We start from the raw sequence: 18,755 nt of genomic DNA, 5'->3' as shown, positions 1-18,755 counted from the left end.
GGTTTCTTCCATGGGCTAGGAGGGGTGGAGCGGCTATCGGAGCGGACTCGGTAGTGCCGCGAGGGTCTGGTCCACATGTCTGGCGACCGTCCTGGCGGCGTCCCCGGTGAGCAGCGAGTAGTGATGCCCTTCGACGACGACCTCGTCGACCGGGCCGGGTACGTGCCCGGACCAACCGAGGCCGGGCAGGTCGGGCGCGTCGTCGACGCCCATGCCGACGCCGCTGTTGCGCGGTGACGGCAGCGCGGCCCGGATGAGGAGCAGTCGGGTGGCGGGATCGCGCAGGTGGCCCGCGCGGTGCTCGCCGAGTGTGCGTAGGTGCCGTTCGAAGACCCGCAGCCGGAGGTCGGCGGTGTCCCGCTGGTTCAGCAGACCGGCGTGGCGCAGCCGGTTGGTGACGTAGGTAGGGATCTCGTCTCCGGTGCGGCTGAGCAGGTCGGCTTCATCCTTCGGGCCGAGTCCGAGGTCCAGGTCGAGGAACGCCTCGAGCGAGTGCAGGTAGCGCAGCGCGGCGACCGCGCCCGGAACCCCCTGACCGTGCAGGGCCCTGATCCGGTCCGGCGTGTTGGAATCGATCATGAACAGTAGGCGGGTGCTCTCGCCACGCCGTTCCAGGACGCAGGCCATCTCGTGGGCCAGGGTGCCGCCCATCGACCAGCCGCCGAGCAGGTACGGGCCGTGCGGCTGGTACGCCCGGACCGCGTCCAGATAGTGGTCGGCCAGTGCCGGGATGTCCGCCGGCTCGACGCCTCCGGTGAGGGCCGGGTCGGTCAGGCCGACCACCGGCCGGTCGTCGGTGAGTAGCCGGACGAGTTCGCCGTAGCAGAGCACGTCCCCACCGGACGGGTGGATCAGGAACAGCGGCGGCTTGGCGGTGCCGGCCCGGAGCAGCAGCGCTGTATCACCCCGGCCCGTCGGGAGGCCGGACGGGAGGCCCGTCGGGAGTCCGACCGGCCGCTCGGCTGGCTTCGGCCGGGCGGGCCTTGGTGCCTCCCACGCCTCGGCCGTGCCGGCCAGTCGCCGCACTCGGTCGACGTACCCGGCGAACGCCTGGTCCGCCTCGTCGGCGGGCAGGACGTCTTCCAGCACGTCCCACTGCAGAAGCAGAGCCCCGTGCTGCTCGATCACCTGGTGGTCGAGCCAGGTCTGCGGCGTGCTGCTCACGCCGTACACGGGTGTGCCCATCCAGTCCAGGTCGTGCTCGCCGCCGAGCGGGTCGGTCAGCCCCAGCGCGCTGGTGAACACCACGGGTACCGACTCGGTCCGGCCGCTGCGCGCCGACTTCTCGGCCAACAGTTCCAGGGCGGAGAACTCCCGGTGGTCCAGATCGCGGAAGAGGGTCCGCTGCGCCTCGGCCGCGTCCCCGGCGAACGTCCCGGGACGGGACCGGTCGACCTCGTGCAGCAGCAGGGAGGTGAAGTCCCCGACGACCAGGTTGACGTCCGGGTGCACCTGCGGCCGGTCGAACAGGGTCAGGGTGATGGCGAACCGCCCCTGCCCGGACCAGGCGGCCAGCGCGTCCGCGTATGCCGCGAGCAGGACCGCGGTCGGGGTGAGGCCCCGTCGCGCGGCTTCCGCCCGGAGCGCCCGCCACTGTGGCGCCTCCAGCCGGGCCGTGCGCCGGGCGAACCGGGGTCGGGTCCCCGGTCGTGCCGGACGGACCGGCAGTGCGGGCGCCCCGGGCAGGTGGTCGAGCCGATCCCGCCAGTAGTCCGCCGCCCGCTCCCGTTCCGGACCCCGCGCGCGATGCTCCAGTGCGGCGACGCACGCGGCGAAGGTGGTACCCACGCGTGGCAGCCGGGCGGCCGGGTCCTCGTACCGGGCGCGGACCTCACGGTTCCAGAGCAGGAAACTGGCGGTGTCGCAGATCAGCACGTCGACGTTGACGAAGAGGCGTACGGTCCCGCCGGGAAGCCGGGCGGCGCGGATGTCGACCAGCGGCCACCGGCCCGGGCGCGGCTCCCGCCCGACCATCTCCTCCCTGATCCGGGTGAGCTTCGCCAGCCGGGCGGGTTCGTCGAGCGCGGACAGGTCCCGCACCCGGATGCGGTACCGGGGCACCCGGTCGAGGATCCGGTTGCGGCCCTCGGGGGTGATGATCGCGCGGAGCATCGGATGCCGGGCGATCACGGCGTTCCACGCGTCCTCGTACCGGGTCACGTCCAGTTCGGGGCAGTCGTGTTCCAGGTGGAACGAGCAGGGCACGTCACCCAGCCGGTAGCCGCCTGACCCGCCGACCCAGTACGCGTGTTGTACCCGGGTGAGCGGGAACTCCCGTGGTCCGTCCCCGTCCGGTCCGGCGTCCTCAGGATCGGTGCCGACGTGCCCGGTGTCCGTGCCGTTCGACGGGCCGGCGGGCGGGCCGGCGTCGCCCGTCATGCCCGGCCCGTCGGCCGCTGGCAGGAGTGCCGCCAGCGACGCGATGGTCGGTCGCGCCAACAGATCCTGCAGGCGCAGCTGGACGCCGTGCTCGTCGCGGAGCCGGGCCAGCATCCGGGTGGCGAGCAGCGAGTGCCCGCCGAGGGCGAAGAAGTCGGCGTCCCGGTCGGAGACCTCGAACCCGAGCAGTTCCGACCAGACCGTGGCGAGGGTCGCCTCGGCGCCGCCCCGGGGGGCACTGCCGTCGGTCTGGACGTCCCGTGCGGCGGGTGCTGCGGGCCGCAGTACGTCGGTCGGCCCGCCGGCCAGACGGGGGCGCAGGTCGGCGGGGGAGACCGCGACCAGCGCGGGGGCCCGTCCGCGACCGGCCAGGGCGAGCAGCCGGTCCAGTGACCGCATGCCGTCCCGCCGGCCGATCGAGTGCCGGGACGCGACGGCCCGGTCGGCGCCGCCCGGGCCGACCCGCCAGCCGTCCCAGGCCACGCTGAGCCAGACCGTACGGCCGTCCGCGCCCACCTGTTCCGCGAGCGCATCCAGGTAGCGGTTGGCGGCGGCGTACGGAGCCAGCCCCAGGCCGCCGACCAGCGTCGTCGCCGACGACATCAGCAGCACGGTGGCCGGGCGGGTGTCCTCGGGCAGGTCCGCCAGGGCCCGCCGCAGGGCCACGGCGGCCGAGACCTTGGCCCGCGCGTGGTCATGTGCGACCTCGGGGTCGACGGCCCGCAGCGGGGCGACCGCCGTCGAGGCGACCACGCCCGCGCCGTGCACCACGAGGTCCACGCCGCCGAACCGCTCGACGACGTCGCGCAGCAGTGCCCCGGTGGCTGCTGGATCCCCGGCGTCGACCGCCTGTACCTCCACCGGCAGACCCCGCTCGGTCAGCCGTCGGATCGCCGCGACCCGGTCCGCTGCCGGGCTGCCCGCCGGCGGGTCCGGTACGAGGCCGGTGCGGCCGGTGACGACGACCCGCCAACCCCGCTCGGCCAGGTGTTCGGCCATGGTGAGACCGACGTCGCCCAATCCGCCGATGAGCAGGGCGGTCCCCGCGTCCGTGCGGTCCGCCGGTCCGTCCGTGCGGTCCGCCGGTCCGTCCGTGCGGTCCGCCGGTCCGTCTGTGCGGGGGCGCCACGGGTTCAGGGTGCGCAGCCAGCGGTGTCCGCCGCGCAGCGCCACCTCGGCCCCGGCCCGGCCGCCGGCCGTCAGGTCCGCCGCCTCCTCGGTGACCCGGCGGGCCAGCTCGTCCGGCGCCCCGGCCGCCGCCAGGTCGACGTTCCGCCACCGCAGGCCGGGGAACTCCTGCGCCAGGATCCGGGGTACGGCGGTGCCGGCCGCACCGGCCGGGCGCGGCCGGTCCGCGCTTTCCACCTGCTGGACTGCACGGGTGACGTGCAGCAGGCAGGTGTCGTGTGCCCAGGCGGCGGTGAGGCGGGCCAGTTCGGCGTGGCGTAGGACCGTCCCGGCCACCCGCTCGGCGGGGTCGTCGCCGTCCGGGGCGAGGTCGAGCACCACCACACCGGAGCACGGCACCGTCGGGTCGGCGGCGACCTCGGCGCGGCCGACCACCCGGGCCCCGGCGGCGGACAGGTGTGCCCGTACCGCCTCGACCAGGGGGTTGTCCTCGGGACCGTCCAGCAGCCAGCGGCCCGTGACGACCGGTGGGCCGTCCGGCGCCGGTACGCGCTGCCAGACCGGCAGTTGGAAGGGTTCGTCCTCGTCGGGCGCGTCCGCAGCGGGTCCGGCCTCGGGTTCGGGCGGGTCGATCCACAGCCGGCGCCGGTCGAACGGGTAGCCGGGCAGCGCCATCCGTCGCCGGCCGGACCGGTGCAGGGCCCCGGCGGTGATCTCCGCGCCACGGGTCCAGAGCTCCCCGGCGGCGGTCAGCAGCGCCGCCCGTTCGCCGCCGGGCTCATCCGGCTCGGGAAAGGTGGCGATGGTCGTCACCAGGTTCGCCGTGCGGTGCCGGCGGGCGAGTTGCAGCAGACCGCCACCGGGTCCGGCCTGGACGACGACGGCCGGCCGGTCGCCGATGGCGGTGGTCAGGGCAGCGGAGAAGCGCACCACCGACCGCAGGTGCGGTACCCAGTGGTCGGCGTCGGGCGCGGACGTGAGGAATCCGCCGGTGAGGGTGGTGGCCAGCGGCACCAGCGGCGTCCGCGCGGCTACCTTCGAGGCAGCCGCCCGTAGTTCGGGCAGGACGGGGTCGACGAGTCGCGAGTGGGCGGCGGCGTCCAGCCGCAGCCGGGTGGGTTGGAAGCCGTCGGTGGTCAGCCGCGCCTCCAGTGCGGCCACTGCGGACTCGGGCCCGGAGACCACACAGGAGTCGGGTGCGTTGACGGCGGCCAGATCCAGTTCGGGGTGGTCGGTCAGCAGCGCCGTGACCTCGGGCTCGGCCAGGGGAACGGCCAGCATCGCGCCCTGTCCGGCGGTCCGGGACATGCCCCGGGACCGCACCCGCACCAGGGCCGCCGCGTCCGCTACCGGCAGCGCACCGGCCACCACCGCCGCGACGTACTCGCCGAGACTGTGGCCGACCACCACGTCCGGTCGTACGCCCCAACGGCTGAGGAGCCGGGCGGTGGCGAGGGACACGGTGAACAGCGCGGGCAGGCCGTACGCCGGGTCGCGGACGAGCCGTAGCGCAGCCGGGTCAGCGCGGTCGGCCTGGATCAGCTCGACCAGTCTTGGCTGGCCGGGCTGGTCGAACAGCGCCGCACACTCTTGTACGGTCTGGGCGAACTCCGGCTCGTCGGCCATGAGCTCGCGGCCCATGCCCGGGTACTGCGCGCCGCCGCCGGGAAACACGAACACGACCCGGGGTGCGCCGGTATCCACCACGCGGCGCGCCGCGGTGTGCAGGGCGGCCCGGTCGGCGGCGGGTTCGCCGGTGAGGACCGCCGCGGCGCGATGAGGCCGGGCCGGGCGTCCCTCGTGCAGGGTGTACGCGACGTCGGCCGGTGGCGCTGCCGTGGTGTCCAGTGCGCCGGCGGTCGCCGCGACGGTGGCGGCCAGGGCCTTGTCACTGCTGGCGGAGAGCAGCGCCAACTGCGGGCGCGGATCGGGTTCGGGGGCGGGCGCGGCGGGTGCGCTGCCGAGCACCACGTGGCAGTTCGTACCGCCGATGCCGAACGAGCTGACCCCCGCGTACCGCGGCCCGGGCCAGTCCGTGGTCTGCCGGGCGACGGTGAAGGGTGAGCCGTCCAGGTGCAGGTCCGGGTTGAGCGGCTCGGCGTCCAGGGAGGCGGGGAGGACCCCGTGGTGCAGGGCGAGCACGGTCTTGGCGAACCCGGCGATGCCGGCGGCCGAGTTGGCGTGCCCGATGTTGCTCTTCACCGAGCCGAGGGCGCACCAGGCCGGGCCGGCGGGGCCGAACACCCGGCGCAGCGCGCCGATCTCCACGACGTCGCCGAGGCGGGTCGCGGTGCCGTGCGCCTCGACGTAGCTGATCTGTCGGGCGTCCACGCCGGCCACGGCCAGCGCCTCGGCGATCACGCGCGCCTGACCGCGTGGGGACGGTGCGGTGAAGCCGCTCTTGTCCGCGCCGTCGTTGTTGACCGCCGAGCCGTGCAGCACCGCCAGCACCGGGTCCCCGTCGGCGAGGGCGTCGGCGAGCCGGCGCAGGACCGCGACCCCGACGCCCTGGGAGTGGACGATCCCGGTGCCGTCGGCGGAGAACGTGCGTACCCGGCCGTCGACGGAGAAGATCCCGTCCGGGACGTACAGGTAGCCCAGGCCCTGGGGCACGATCAGCGACGCGCCTCCGGCCAGCGCGGTGTCGCACTCGCCGGCCAGCAGCGACTGGGCGGCCAGGTGCACGGCGACCAGCGAGGTGGAACAGGTGGTGTTGACGGCGATCGCCGGCCCGGTCAGCCCGAGGCGGTGCGCGACCTGGAGTGGAAGGTAGTCCCCGACGGTCGCCATCGCGGTCTGGAGGCTGCCGACCGGATCGGTGGCGGCTGAGTTGTAGCGGTGGGCCAGGTTGCGCATGAGGTAGTCGCTGTGTGCCGCTCCGGCGAACACCCCGACGGCTCCGGCCCCGACTCCGTTGCCGTGCCCGGCGGCTTCGAGGGCGCGCCAGCACGCTTCGAGGAACAGCCGCTGTTGCGGATCCATGAGCGCGGCCTCGGCGTCAGTGAGTCCGAACGGCTCCGGGTCGAACTGGTCCTGACCGTCGATGACGCCGCCGACCGGGACGTACGCGGGATGCTTGCGCAACCGGAGGGGCACCCCTCGTTCGGCGAGGTTCTCGAGGGTGTGCCGGGTGAGGCCGTGGCGTTCGGAGACCAGCAGGTCCCAGAACGCCCGGGTGTCGGGCGCGCCGGGGAAACGGCAGTCAAGAGCGGTGACGGCGATCAACGGTTCCGTCGGGTGGCCCGCCGTGCTCACCGGTCGACCTCCTGGGCCCGGGTACGGGCGGCCAGCCGGGACGAGCGTCGGGCCGATGGTGGCGCCGACGTGTCCGCCGGTTCGGGTGGCCGGGTGTCTTGCGTGGCGGCCAGGGCGGTGATGTGGGCGGCGAGGGAGGCGACCGTGGCGTGGCCGAACATGTCCGCGAGTGCGAGTCGCGGGGCGATGCTCCCGTGCAGCCTGCGGTGGGTGAGCACGAGCGTGAGCGAGGTCGCGCCCACCCCGGCGAACGTGCTGTCCGGCGGTACCGGTTCTCCGGTCAGGTCGGTGAGGACCGCGATGACCGCGTCGATGACGCCTGGATCCGCCGGATGGGACCCTTCGGTGACCTGGTGACCTGCGTGCTGCGCGCCGAACCGGTCCGGCGCTGCGGCTGCCGGTTCGGCAACCGGGGCGGGTTGCCGGATCGGGGTCGGGTCAGCGGCCGGTGGCGGATCAGTGTTCCGGTGGGCGAGTTCGATGAGACCGTCGGCGGGAATCCGCTCGACCAGGGCGGCGGCGTGGGCGCTGCTCCCGGCGTGGACCCGTTCGAGCCAGCGTGCGGATGCGACGAGGGCCTGCGCCGGGGACAGCCGCCCGGGGCGTACGACGACGGCGATCTCCAGGCCGAGCGCCGCCGCTTCGGCGATCGCCGGGCCGACCCAGTCCGGGCCGTTCGGGGCGGGCGTGGGCGGCGTGGCCACCGGTGCAGTGGCCGGTGGGGGTGGCGGCGCAACGGCCTCCGAGCTGCCGTCGTCGGTCCGGTACGGGTTCGGCAGCGCCGCGTGGTCGATTTTGCCGTTCGGGGTGACCGGCAGCGACTCCAGTACGAGGAACCTGCTCGGGACCATGTAGTCGGGTAGCCGTTCGCGCAGCGTCCGGGCCAGTTCACCGGCCGGCGGTGCGGCCTGCCCCGCCTTGGGCACCACGTACGCGGCCAGGCGCGGCCGCTCGTCCGGACCGGGTACCGCGGCCACGACGCACTGCCGCAGGCCCGGGTGGCGGCTCAGCGTGGCCTCGATCTCGCCGAGCTCGATCCGGTGTCCGCGGATCTTCACCTGCCGGTCGACGCGTCCCAGGAACTCGATGTTCCCGTCGTCCCGCCACCGTCCCAGGTCCCCGGTGCGGTACAGCCGTTCGCCCAGCACCGGGTGCCGGGCGAAGCGGTGCGCCGTCTGCTCCGGATCGCCGATGTATCCCCGGGCGAGCCCGTCGCCGCCGATGAACAGCTCGCCCGGCTCGCCCACCGGGCACGGGCCGCCGTCCGGGTCGAGGATGTGGAAGGACTGGGCCCGCAGCGCCCGGCCGTAGGGAATGCTGCGCCACCGCGGGTCGACGTCCGCCACCGGGTAGGTGATCGACCAGATGGACGCCTCGGTCGCGCCGCCCAGACTCATCACCCGTGCCTGCGGGGCGAGCCGACGCAACCGGTCGGGCAGGGTCAGCGGGATCCAGTCGCCGGAGAGCATCACCAGCCGTAGGGTGCGCAGGGCCCGGCCGGCCGCCTCCGGCTCGATCTCGGCGTACTCGACGAGCATCTCCAACAGCGCGGGGGCCGTGTTCCAGACCGTGACCCCGTGCCGTTCGGCGAGTTCCAGCCAGTGCTGCGGATCGCGCTGCCGGGCCGGGTCGGGCAGGACCAGCGCGCCACCGGCGCCGAGGACCCCGTAGATGTCGAAGACGGAGAGGTCGAAGCTGAGCGCGGACAGGGCCAGCACCCGGTCATCGGCGTGGATGTCGAAGCGGTCGACGATGTCGTCGATGGTGGTGCGAGCGGCCCGGTGCGGGATCTCGACCCCCTTCGGCTGCCCGGTGGAGCCGGAGGTGAAGATGACGTAGGCGGTGGCGTCGGGCTCGGGTCGCGGTTGGGGTGGCGTGGTCGGCCCGGACGCGACGTCCCCTGGTCGGGCGCTGGGCCGTCCAGCCGCGGTCAGGCGGTGCGGCGTGACGCCCTCGGGCCACCCGGTCCGTACGCCCCGGCCGACCAGGGCGTGCCGCACTCCGGCACGGGCGCAGATCGCGGCCACGCGGGCGTCGGGCCAGGACGGCTCGACCGGCAGGTAGCCCGCGCCGACGGCGTTGACAGCCAGGACCGCAGCGATCTGGGCCGGTCCCTTCTCGCCGGCCACGGCTACCAGATCGCCGGTACGGACACCGGCCGCGACCAGGGCGGCGGCGGTCGCTGCGACATTCTCGGCCAGCCGGCCGTGTGAGGTGGCCGCGCCGCCCGCGTACAGGGCCGGGTGTTTCGGGACGCGGTGGGCGGCGCTGGTCGCCGGGTCGTGCAGGAGTGGACCGGCATCGGGGAACGGCTCGACGTCCAGCGGTCCCGCCGGGAGGACGAAGGGGTCCCAGGCAAGCCCCGGGTCCTTCCAGGCGGCGGCCTCGGTGAGGCGGTGCAGCAGCCGAAGGTACGCGTCGAGCATGCCGCGCGGGTAGCCCTCGGGAAAGGCGCCGACGACCGCGTCCCAGGCGATCCGGAGCGAACCGCCCTCGTCCCACACGATGTGGTCGAGCAGCACCTGAGGGGTCTGGGAGACGCCGAAGACCTCCTCGCCGAGCCAGCTCGCCGGGGCGGCGGTCCCGTCGCCGGAGAGTCCCACCCCACTCGTGAACACCACCGGGTAGGGCAGCGTGCCAGAGGTGTGGCCGAGCTGCCGCAGCACCTCCACCCCTGAGACCGACCGGTGGTCCAGGTCCTCCCAGAACCGGCGGTTGAGATCCGACGCGTACCCGGCGAACCCACTCCACGTGGCCGGGTCGAATCTCGGGGTACCCACCAGTGCGGTGGTGGTGAAGTCGCCCACCACCAGGTCGATACCCTCGGGGCTCGCGGGGCGGTCGAAGAGTGTGGCGTTCAGACACACCTGGTCGCCGGCGCCCCACCGCCCGAGGATCACCGCGAACGCGGCCAGGAGCGTGGCGGTTGGCGTCACTCCGTGCTCGCCGCATCGGGTGCGTAGTGCCCGCCAGGTTTCGGGGTCGAGGCCGCCGGCGTGCCGGGCGAAGCGGGGAGGCTCGGTGGAATCGGCGGCGCGGGTCACCGGCAGGCGTGGCGCCGGTGGAAGCTCCGCGACGCGGGCCGCCCAGTAGGCCCGGTCCCGTTCACGTCGCTCGGTCCACTCGGGATCGGTGGCCCGGGCGTGCAGCAGGTCGGTGAAGTCGGCGGGAGGCTCAGGTAGGGACGCGGAGGGATCGGCGACGAGTTGTCCCCACTGACGGATCAGCAGCATCCAGCCGGCCATATCGGTGACCAGCACGTCGACTCCCACGTAGAGGCGCGTGCGGCCATCGGGCAGAAACGCCGCGTGCAGGTCGAACAACGGCCATTGCCCGGCGGGGCGTACCTGGTGGGAGCGGTCGTGCCGGACCGCGGCCAGCGTCTCGGCTACCTGTGTGGGCAACGCGTCGCGCAGGTCGGTGACGCCGATACGGTACGGGCCGACCGAGGGCAGGATCTGCCCGCGGCCACGCTGGTCGACCACCATCCGCAGCATCGGGTGGTGCGTGACCAGCCGGTTCCAGGCGACTTCGAGCCGCTGGAGATCCGCGGCGGCATCGTCGCTGATCCGGTCGTACTCGTAGTAGTAGAAGGTTGCCACGCCGCCGAGTACCAGACCGACCTCCCGCCCGACCAGGTAGGACTCCTGGATCGGGGTCAAGGGAAAGACCGACGGGTCGTCCGGCTGCGGGCTGGTGGCAGGAGCGCTGGGCAGTTGCTCGGCGGGCTCCGACAGATGCCGGGCGAGGTTCAGCGCGGTCGCGTTGTCGAGAAATGCGGTGAGCGGAAGGTCGTGTCCGGTGCGCTCCCGGATCCGACGGCGTAGCCGTACGGCGGTGAACGACTCCAGACCCAGGGCCGTCAGCGGTGTTTCTGCGTCGATCAGCCCTGGGTCCGTGCCGAGCACCTCGGCGATGCAGTCGATTACGTCGTCGAGGGCTGCTTCGGGCTTCAGGGGCAGGTTCATCCGGTCTCCGTAGCTCGACGGCAGTGTGGAGCGCTCCGCCGGGAGGACGACGGGCGGCGCACCGAAGACCCTAGTTGAAAATGAATCCCGTTTCAATCATGGCGACGAGGTTGATCCCGGGTACGGGTCGCGACGTACAGTCCGGCGTCGGGACGACCCGTCCGCCCAGGTCCACGGTGACGCCTGTACCGCCGCTGGGGCCGGTCAAGGCCTCGGAGGGGCCGGGGGTGAAGAGTCCACGCAGGATGTCGAGGTACTCGGCAGATCGTGCGTACGGGTCGTCCATGGCTGTCCTCGGGTCGAAGGTCTAACGATTATGGCAATCGTTTCGGATAGTGGCGAGGGTGCCTGGACGTCCATTCGGTGGTGACCCAACGTGGTCGGCGTCGTCGAGATAGCCGCGCAGGCGCCCAGGTGTTGTCGGCTCTGGCGGTGGTCGTGTCCCGGCACACCGCCCTGCGGGCGCTGCTGCACCTGCCGCTGCCCGTGCGATCCGCCGCGCCCTGCCCGGTGCTGTTCAGCATCCCGAAGGGCGCTTCATACTGCCTCTCCTGAAGATGCTGTTCGGAATGGTCGTTGAGAGCGGTGGGCAGAAGCTGTTTGAGCTGCGCCTGCTCTACTCTTCGCGACGTCAACCAGCAGCCGGGGTGACCGGTTGCCGCGTGCAGGTGCTGACCTTGGCGATCGCGCCGAGATTCCGACGTCAGGTGTGATGCGTCTGGGGCTGCCCTGCGGGTTGGTGGCCGACGTGTCGTCGCTGGTGGGACAGGTCGGTGTGGTGGTGTCCTCCGGGGTGGCTGTCGGGGTCGGTGTGGACGGTGGCGGTGGTCAGCCGGGGTACGGCGTGGGTGAGTTGGTGCTCGGCGTCGGCGGCGATCTCGTGTGCGGCGATGAGGCTGAGGCCGGCGTCGACGACGAGGTCGGCTTCGGCGTGTAGCCGGTGGCCGATCCAGCGCAGCCGTACCGCGGCGACGTCCTGAACGCCGTTGACGGCCCAAAGGGCGGTTTCGGCCTGGTCGACGAGGTCGGGGTCGACGGCGTCCATCAGCCGGCGGTAGACCTCGCGGGCGGCGTCTTTGAGGACGAAGGTGATGGCGACGGCGATGGCCAGGCCGACGAGAGGGTCGGCCCAGTGCCAGCCGAGGGCGGCGCCGCCGGCGGCGGCGAGGACGGCGAGGGAGGTGTAGCCGTCGGTGCGGGCGTGCAGTCCGTCGGCAACGAGGGCGGCGGAGCCGATGCGCTTCCCGACCCGGATGCGGTACTGGGCGACGGCTTCGTTGCCGACGAACCCGACGAGGCCGGCGGCGGCGACCCAGGGGAGGTGGGTCACGTCGGCGGGGTGCAGGAGCCGGTCGAGGGCGGTCCAGGCGGCGGCGACGGCGGAGCCGGCGATGACGAGGACGATGATGATGCCGGCGAGGTCTTCGGCGCGGCCGTAGCCGTAGGTGTAGGCGCGGGTGGCGGCGCGTCGGCCGAGCAGGAACGCGATGCCCAGCGGGACGGCGGTGAGGGCGTCGGCGACGTTGTGCAGGGTGTCCCCGAGTAGCGCGACGGAGCCGGACATCACGACGATGACCGCTTGGGCCAGGGCCGTGATGCCGAGGCCGACCAGCGAGATCCACAGGGCGCGCAGGCCGTCACGGGAGGATTCCAGCGCGGGGTCGATCTTCGCGCGGGAGTCGTGAGAGTGGGGGACGACAGCGTGGCTCAGCTTGGGCCACCAGCCAGACAGCAACCCGCCGTGGCCGTGGTGATCGTGCGAATGCCCGTGGTCATGGCCGTGCGCGTCTTCGTGCCCGTGGTGGTGGCCGTGTGCGTGGTTGTTCACCGTTCCCCCAGGTCTGCCGGTCGCACCGATGCTCGTACCCCTCACGGCAGCGATAATATGTGCTCATGTACGCACGCGACAACGTTGCAGGTGCCAGTGAGCTGCAACAACGCCTCCCTGGCGTCCCGGAGGTCGAGGCGGCCACGGACATGCTGCGGATGCTGGCCGACCCCACCCGGCTGCGGCTGATGGCACTGCTCAGCGAGGGCGAGTACGACGTGACCGCGCTGGTGACGGCGGTGGGGACGGCACGGCCAGCGGTGTCGCAGCACCTGGGCAAGCTGAGGCTGGCCGGGCTGGTCAGCGTCCGGCGCGACGGCCGGCGGGCGGTGTATCGGGCCCGGGGCGGGCACGTGCGCCGGCTGGTGACCGAGGTGCTGCACGCGGCGTCGCACCGGGTCACCGGTGCGCCTGAGCACGACTGATCGGGGCGGCTATTCGGCGGGCTTGGAGCGGGGGTCGGCGAACCAGTCGCGGGTGAACCGGCCGACCGCGTCGATGTCGACGCTGTCGCAGACGGCGGTGTTGTAAACGTGCACGGCCTTGACCGCTTCCGTCTGGTCGGGGGCGGGGCCGCCGACGACCCGGCCGACAGTGGGGTCGGTGACGAACGCGCGCACCTGGGCGAGCTGGTCGGCGGCGAGATCGGGCCGGTAGGTGACGATGACGAAACCGTCGCCGATGACGTGTCCGAACGAGGTGGCCGGCACCGTCTCCCCGGGTTCGAAGAATCTCTTCATCGGGTGCCCGTCCCCGAACGGGAAGGTCTCCGTGCGGTCCCGGACCGTGCAGGCGCCCACCGCAGGATCGGCCTGCACCGGCCGCAGCACCTCACCGGGGGAGGTGAGAGCCAGGATCGACGCGGCCACGACACCGGCGGCCACCAGTACCCCGTGGGACAGGCGCGGGTTACGCAGCTTCGGCAGGTAGTGGCTGAGCACGTCAGCGAGCATGAACATCGCGACCACGGCGATGAGCTGCCCGATCTCCACTCCGACGTTGAAGGCCAGCACCCGGGGGATCATGCCGTCGGCCGGCAGGCCGAGGTCCTGCAGCCGGGTCGACAGGCCCAGGCCGTGGACCAGGCCGAAGCCGAGCACGGCGGCGGCGAACCACGTCCAGTCCTTTGGCCGGCCACGCAGCCCGATCACGCCGACGAAGACCAGGCTCAACGCCACCACCACGTCGACCAGCACCGGGTTGATGTGCCAGTCGGCGACGGTGGCGGTGAACAGGGTGACGCTGTGCCCGAGTGCGAACAGCGAGATCAGCTTCGCCGCCTGCCGCACCTGCCCGGCCAGCAGCAGGATCCCGCCGACGAACGCCAGGTGATCCCAGCCGGCCAGCATGTGCTTGGTACCCAGCCACACGAACCCGCCGACAGTGTCGCTGGACCCACCGACCCCGTGCGCGAACGCCGCCTGCGCTGATCCGAGCAGCGTGATCACCAGCGCGGCGCCGATGACCGCGCCTCGTCGCACCGTAGCCGGCATCCGAGCCGCCCTCCCTGTGACCTGCGGTGAAACAAGCGCGAAAGCCTGCCCTGTCCTCTAGAAGTCGCTCCTGGCGCCCATTCAGTTCCCGCAGCAGTCCCCAAGCAAATGGGATGTTTGTAGCGTACTGACCGTACCGACTCGGCGGCGTCAGTCAGCGGGCCGTCGGGGCTTGAGCCGGAACGAGTCCGCGACCTTCTGCCGGTAGATCTCCTGGGTCTGCGCGTCCCAGGGGATGCACCAAGCGTCACATCCGCGATCAGCGTGCGCAGCAACCGCTTCCGCCTCGGCCTCGGCCAGAGCGGCGAGCTTGGCCTCGCACCGCGTCTTTAGCATCCGCGCGACCAGCCGGTGCTCTGGCTCCACCCGCATGAAGGCCCGTTCAGCCCGATTGGCTTCGTAGCGGGCCCGGTCGAGCTCGCGACGCGGGATGACCGCCTGGAACTGTTCGGTGATCTCCCATACCGCCTCGACGCCGTCGTCCGCAGGCCCCGACGCGAGCGCGCGTCGATGGCGTCGCGGCCGGCGCACGATGCCGGCGGCGACGACCCCCAGGCCGGTCCAGCCGCTCGGCGGATGGATCGCAGCAATGCGGTAAGCGAGACCAGTGCCTTCTGCTTGCAACAGGTCGAGCGGCCCGGCCAGCGAGGGCAGGGCCAGGCGTAGATGAACGTGGATGATGGATCGGCGGGCAGCCGGATCCGGCCTGCAGCGCGTTCGTCTCCCTTGCTGCCGACCGCCGTGGCCAGCACCGGGCCACGCCCGCGCGCAGGGATCGATGCCGACCGCCGGCGACCCGCCATCGGCGGTGGCTAGTGCTGCCCCGCAGAAGTTCGTGGAGGGGTTGATCAAGCTGTCTCGGTCGTGGTCGACAGGGTGCTGGAGCCCGCTTGCTCACCGGATTCCGGAGTCGGGATGTTCGGCATCCCATTCTTGGCGTGCTTGCGCGATGGCGTCGCGGTGTTCTGCCGACCAGTCCGTGAGGGCCTTGACCAGATATGTGAGGCTGTGGCCCATCGTCGTGAGCTCGTACTCGACCTGCGGGGGCACCGTGGGGTGCACGGTCCGGGTGACCAGGCCGTCGCGTTCCAACCGGCGCACGGTGAGCGTGAGCATCCGCTGTGAGATACCGGGTACAGCGCGCTGCAACTGCCGGAAACGGCGGACGCCCTGGGCCAGTTCGACGACGACCAGGACCGACCATTTGTCGCCGATCCGGTCGAGCACCTCGCGGATCCCGCAGTCCTCGTGCTCATCGCCGCAACTGACGACGGGCTCGGTGGTTACCCCGGTGTACCCCACTGACATGGAAGTGCCTCCTTACGTTCTGCGGCGCAGAACCGCAGGATGATCCCGGTTACCGAAGAGAACCTACCGGAACGGGAAGACCCTGATGATCCTGGTTACTGGCGCCACCGGCGCCCTGGGCACGCTGATCGCTGAGCGGCTGGCCGACCGCGACGACACCGTCCTTGGAACACGCGACCCTCAACAGCTCAAGACCCCGCTGCCGGTTCGCCGCATCGACTTCGACGAGCCCGCCACCCTCGTCGGGGGCTTCGAGGGTATGGATGTACTGCTGCTGATCTCCGCGGGCTACGGCGAGGACGACACCGTCATTGCCCGGCACGGCGCCGCCATCGACGCCGCAGAGGAGGCAGGCGTAAGGCATGTCGTCTATACGAGCCTGACCGCCGACGGCGATCACCTCCCCTACGCGCTGCCGCACCGTTGGACCGAGCGTCGACTTCAGGACAGCAGCATGGACTGGACGATCCTGCGCAATGGCCTGTACGCGGAGTTGCTGGGCGGGCTCGCGGCGCCGTCGGCCGACGGGCGAATCACCGCCCCGCTCGGCGAGGGCCAACTGGCCGCCGTCGCACGGGCGGATCTGGCCGACGCCGCGACACGTGTGACGGTGGAGGCGCCCACTCACGCGGGCCGGATCTATGAACTCGTCGGTGAGCAGACCATCGGCGGCGCCGACCTAGCCGACGCGCACGGCCCGCACGTCACCTACGCACCGGAGACCCTCGCCCAGGCCCGCACCCGTATTGCCGCTGCCGGCGCCGAGCTGTTCCAGGTACCGATGCTGGTGGGCACCTACTCCGCCATCGCGGCCGGGTTCATGTCCCGCACCGGCGGTGACCTGCGCCAGCTGTTGGGCCGCGCACCCCACTCCGCGCTCGCAGCTGCCCTCGCATAGCCCCACAGCAACCGGTCCGTACCGCCAGGAAAATGTCATGCCCCGCGCAACCACGCCGGTCTCGACGGCAGCCGTGGTGGACCCCACCGAGCCGGTGCGTGCACACGCCTGCGGAGGCTGGCAGCAGCCGTGACCGGCCGATTCTGGAACCGGGCGGACCACCGGCGGCACGCGTGGCCCCCGACACCGGCTCAGCATGCGCAGGCCAGCCCGTACGACTCGTTCCCCGGGCGGGACCCGCCGGCCAGCCGGTGCCGGACTCCGGGTAGACCCACCAGCGACGCCAGCGCGGCATCCGCTGCGGCCTCGCGGTGGCCGGCGTTCTCCCGGATGGGACCTTCGGCACCCCGGCCCTGGCCGGTGCCGGTGACGCAGCCCCATCTGCATCCGCAGGGGGTGTACGACGCGTCACCGGGCAACCCAACAGCGACCAACGGAGACCCTGCCTCGTCGCCGAGAGACAAAGGTGACAGGCCCTCGTTCAGGTGATCATCGGTCCCCTACCCTGAGGCGTTCGATTGCCGTAAGGAGCGGGGGGCTTCGTGTCGACGCAGGTGAATGGTGACCGGGCGGGTGACACGGCGCCGCTGAGCTGGTGGCGGAGTCTGCTCGGCATACTGATCGTGGGCGGTGTCGGGCTCGTCGTCGTCGGCGGCGTCGCCGCCATCTTCATGTCCGGCTCGGGCTATGTGCCGGGTTACTCCATGCGTACCGTCTGGGAGGCCCCGCACGACCGCAACGCCGCCGAGCACGGCAACGGCGACTGGCTCGTCGGCGACACCCTCGTCCGCAGCCGCTTCGACGCCGTCACCGCCTTCGACGTCAGGTCGGGAAAGAAGCGCTGGGAGTACGTCGTGCCCGGCCGGGCGGACATCTGCGCCGTCAGCGCGGCTGCCGACGACTCGGTCGCCCTGATCGCCCGCGGCGAGCCGGGCGCGGCGGAGAGCGGCGAGGTGGAGAAGGGCAAGGGCTGCGCCACCGTCGCCGCGCTCGACCTCACCAACGGTCGCGAACTGTGGCACACCTCCCGCGCGTCGACGTCCGGCGACATCACCGCCAAAACCGACCTCGTCGCTACCGGCGGCGGACTCGGCGTGCTCCTCGACAGCGGCGTGCGCGCCTTCGACCTGCGGACCGGTACCCCGCGCTGGAAGGCCGCCGTACCGAAGGGCTGCGTCCCGGGTGGGGTCGCCGCCGCCGCGATGCAGGTCCTCGCCGTCGTCGCCTGCGACACCGAACTGAAGCTCGCCGCATTCGACCCGGCCGACGGCAAGGAGCGGTGGACCGTGCCCCTCGACGCCCGGCGGGGCGTGGCCGCGGCGGACGTGGCATTCCTGTCCGCCGACCCCGCGGTGGTGCGGGTCGCGGAGTCGGCGGAGAGCGGAGTGCACGCCTTCCTCGCCTTCGGGCCGGACGGCCGCCCCTGGGGCCGGATCGATTTCGTCGGCGGCTACGGCAAGATCAAGGTGGACAAGCCGGCCGAGGTGTCCGTCGCCAACGGGCGGCTCTTCGCGGTCGCCGAGTACAAGGGCACCCAGGGCGACTGGGACCGGCTCGTCGCCTTCGACCTCGCGACCGGCGGTGAGCTGTGGCGGGAGGACATCTCGGGCGCCTGGTCCTCCGTCATCGCGTTGCACGCGGAGGGCGGCCGGGTGTCGGCCTTGAGCGTCTCCTCGAAGTACGAAGACAACCTGTACGTCTTCGACGCCGCCACGGGCGACGAGGAGGACGACCGAGCCTTCCGCGACGACGTGGGGGCCTACGAGGGTGATCTCACGGACCTGCTCACCTACAAGGACCTGGTCATCGCTGTGCGCTGGGGCGAGGGTGTGCGGCCCTTCTCCGTGTACGAGCGCTGGTGACGGTTCCGGGGGCCGAGCACAATCCGCTTCGGCCAGAGCGGACAGCGACAGCGCCTCGTCCGTCGGTTCCCTCGGCGGGCCGGATCGGTTGTTCGGGCTGAGGGTGGGCAGGCTGGTGGCCTGCGGCGCGGATGTGGTCCTCAGCCCGGCCCGCCAGCGGCGTCGCAGTTCGAAAGCGACGATCGCGGTGCCGGCGGTGTCGGTGGCGAAGCAGCTCTGGCGCATGCCGGCGTTGGTGAAGCACAACTGGGCACCGGGGTGCGGACGTTCCTTGCGGACGGCGTGGTTGCGTTTCAGGCGGTTGATGCCGCACTCCACGGCGTGGCGTTGTTTGTAGGTTTCGTGGTCGAAGGCTGGTGGCCGGCGCCCTTCGACCCGAGCCTGCGCCGGTTGGCGTCCTGATCGGCCTTGGACGGGATCGTCACCTTGATTCTGCGCCGGCGTCAGCCCGGCCGGATCCGCGATCATCGGCCTACCGTGCCAGGCACCGTGAACCGTTGGCGCACATACGACACGAGGTATCAGACGGCGGCCAGCGCGCATCTGTCCTGCATCAGTCAGAGCACCTCGGACGGGAGTGTCAAGTTAACGGCTGATCTTGGTTGTTGAGGTGGTCAGTGGTTGGCCGGGGTGAGC

11 protein-coding genes and 2 pseudogenes are annotated in these 18,755 nt (G+C 72.3%); 5 read left to right on the top strand and 8 right to left on the bottom strand.

What is annotated here, in order from left to right:
• Positions 1-33: 33 nt before the first annotated feature.
• The 3 genes and pseudogenes from V6U90_RS21990 to V6U90_RS21980 all read right to left on the bottom strand — a co-directional run.
• The gene (locus tag V6U90_RS21990) at positions 34-6,762 is read right to left on the bottom strand and encodes an SDR family NAD(P)-dependent oxidoreductase (protein ID WP_334439767.1); all 6,729 of its coding nucleotides are present in this window, start codon (positions 6,760-6,762) and stop codon (positions 34-36) included.
• Positions 6,759-10,730, bottom strand: coding sequence for an amino acid adenylation domain-containing protein (locus tag V6U90_RS21985; RefSeq protein ID WP_334439764.1), 3,972 nt, complete (start codon positions 10,728-10,730; stop codon positions 6,759-6,761). The genes V6U90_RS21990 and V6U90_RS21985 overlap by 4 nt, the downstream gene beginning before the upstream one ends.
• Positions 10,731-10,893: 163 nt before the next feature.
• Positions 10,894-11,016 (bottom strand): annotated as a pseudogene (locus V6U90_RS21980) (class I SAM-dependent methyltransferase); the annotation flags it as partial.
• Between the two features lie 128 nt (positions 11,017-11,144).
• Here V6U90_RS21980 and V6U90_RS21975 point away from each other — a divergent pair.
• Together V6U90_RS21975 and V6U90_RS21970 are read left to right on the top strand one after the other, a co-directional pair.
• A complete protein-coding gene (locus V6U90_RS21975) occupies positions 11,145-11,285 on the top strand; it encodes a hypothetical protein (protein WP_334439761.1) in 141 nt (46 codons plus the stop codon).
• Between the two features lie 2 nt (positions 11,286-11,287).
• The gene (locus V6U90_RS21970; protein WP_334439758.1) at positions 11,288-11,443 is read left to right on the top strand and encodes a hypothetical protein; all 156 of its coding nucleotides are present in this window, start codon (positions 11,288-11,290) and stop codon (positions 11,441-11,443) included.
• Here V6U90_RS21970 and V6U90_RS21965 read toward each other — a convergent pair.
• The gene (locus V6U90_RS21965) at positions 11,434-12,558 is read right to left on the bottom strand and encodes a cation diffusion facilitator family transporter (protein ID WP_334439755.1); all 1,125 of its coding nucleotides are present in this window, start codon (positions 12,556-12,558) and stop codon (positions 11,434-11,436) included. The two genes, V6U90_RS21970 and V6U90_RS21965, sit on opposite strands and share 10 nt — an antisense overlap.
• 65 nt (positions 12,559-12,623) lie before the next feature.
• On the opposite strand from V6U90_RS21965, the gene V6U90_RS21960 reads away from it, so the two are divergent.
• Complete coding sequence (locus tag V6U90_RS21960; RefSeq protein WP_334439752.1) at positions 12,624-12,983, top strand: ArsR/SmtB family transcription factor; 360 nt, start codon at positions 12,624-12,626, stop codon at positions 12,981-12,983.
• 9 nt (positions 12,984-12,992) lie between these two features.
• Here V6U90_RS21960 and V6U90_RS21955 read toward each other — a convergent pair whose 3' ends face one another.
• The 3 genes from V6U90_RS21955 to V6U90_RS21945 all read right to left on the bottom strand — a co-directional run bounded on the left by V6U90_RS21955 (position 12,993) and on the right by V6U90_RS21945 (position 15,359).
• Entirely contained in the window at positions 12,993-14,051 is a 1,059-nt protein-coding gene (locus tag V6U90_RS21955; RefSeq protein WP_334439749.1) for a HupE/UreJ family protein, read from the bottom strand.
• 150 nt (positions 14,052-14,201) lie between these two features.
• Positions 14,202-14,903: a hypothetical protein gene (locus V6U90_RS21950; RefSeq protein ID WP_334439747.1), complete on the bottom strand. Its 702-nt coding sequence runs from the start codon at positions 14,901-14,903 to the stop codon at positions 14,202-14,204.
• A gap of 42 nt (positions 14,904-14,945) precedes the next feature.
• A complete protein-coding gene (locus V6U90_RS21945) occupies positions 14,946-15,359 on the bottom strand; it encodes a winged helix-turn-helix transcriptional regulator (protein ID WP_334439745.1) in 414 nt (137 codons plus the stop codon).
• Positions 15,360-15,444: 85 nt separating this feature from the next.
• Here V6U90_RS21945 and V6U90_RS21940 point away from each other — a divergent pair, with 85 nt between their 5' ends.
• Both V6U90_RS21940 and V6U90_RS21935 read left to right on the top strand, forming a co-directional pair.
• Positions 15,445-16,257 (top strand): NAD(P)H-binding protein, encoded by an 813-nt coding sequence (locus V6U90_RS21940; protein ID WP_334439742.1) that lies wholly within the window; start codon positions 15,445-15,447, stop codon positions 16,255-16,257.
• A gap of 542 nt (positions 16,258-16,799) precedes the next feature.
• Positions 16,800-18,119, top strand: coding sequence for an outer membrane protein assembly factor BamB family protein (locus tag V6U90_RS21935; protein ID WP_334439739.1), 1,320 nt, complete (start codon positions 16,800-16,802; stop codon positions 18,117-18,119).
• Between the two features lie 121 nt (positions 18,120-18,240).
• Here V6U90_RS21935 and V6U90_RS33955 read toward each other — a convergent pair.
• Positions 18,241-18,398 (bottom strand): annotated as a pseudogene (locus V6U90_RS33955) (IS1380 family transposase); the annotation flags it as partial.
• Positions 18,399-18,755: the final 357 nt, after the last annotated feature.

The organism is Micromonospora sp. CPCC 206060, assembly GCF_036906895.1.
Taxonomy (GTDB): domain Bacteria; phylum Actinomycetota; class Actinomycetes; order Mycobacteriales; family Micromonosporaceae; genus Micromonospora.
Note: the sequence above shows the minus strand (reverse complement) of the source record. Positions and strands in the feature narration are given on the sequence as shown.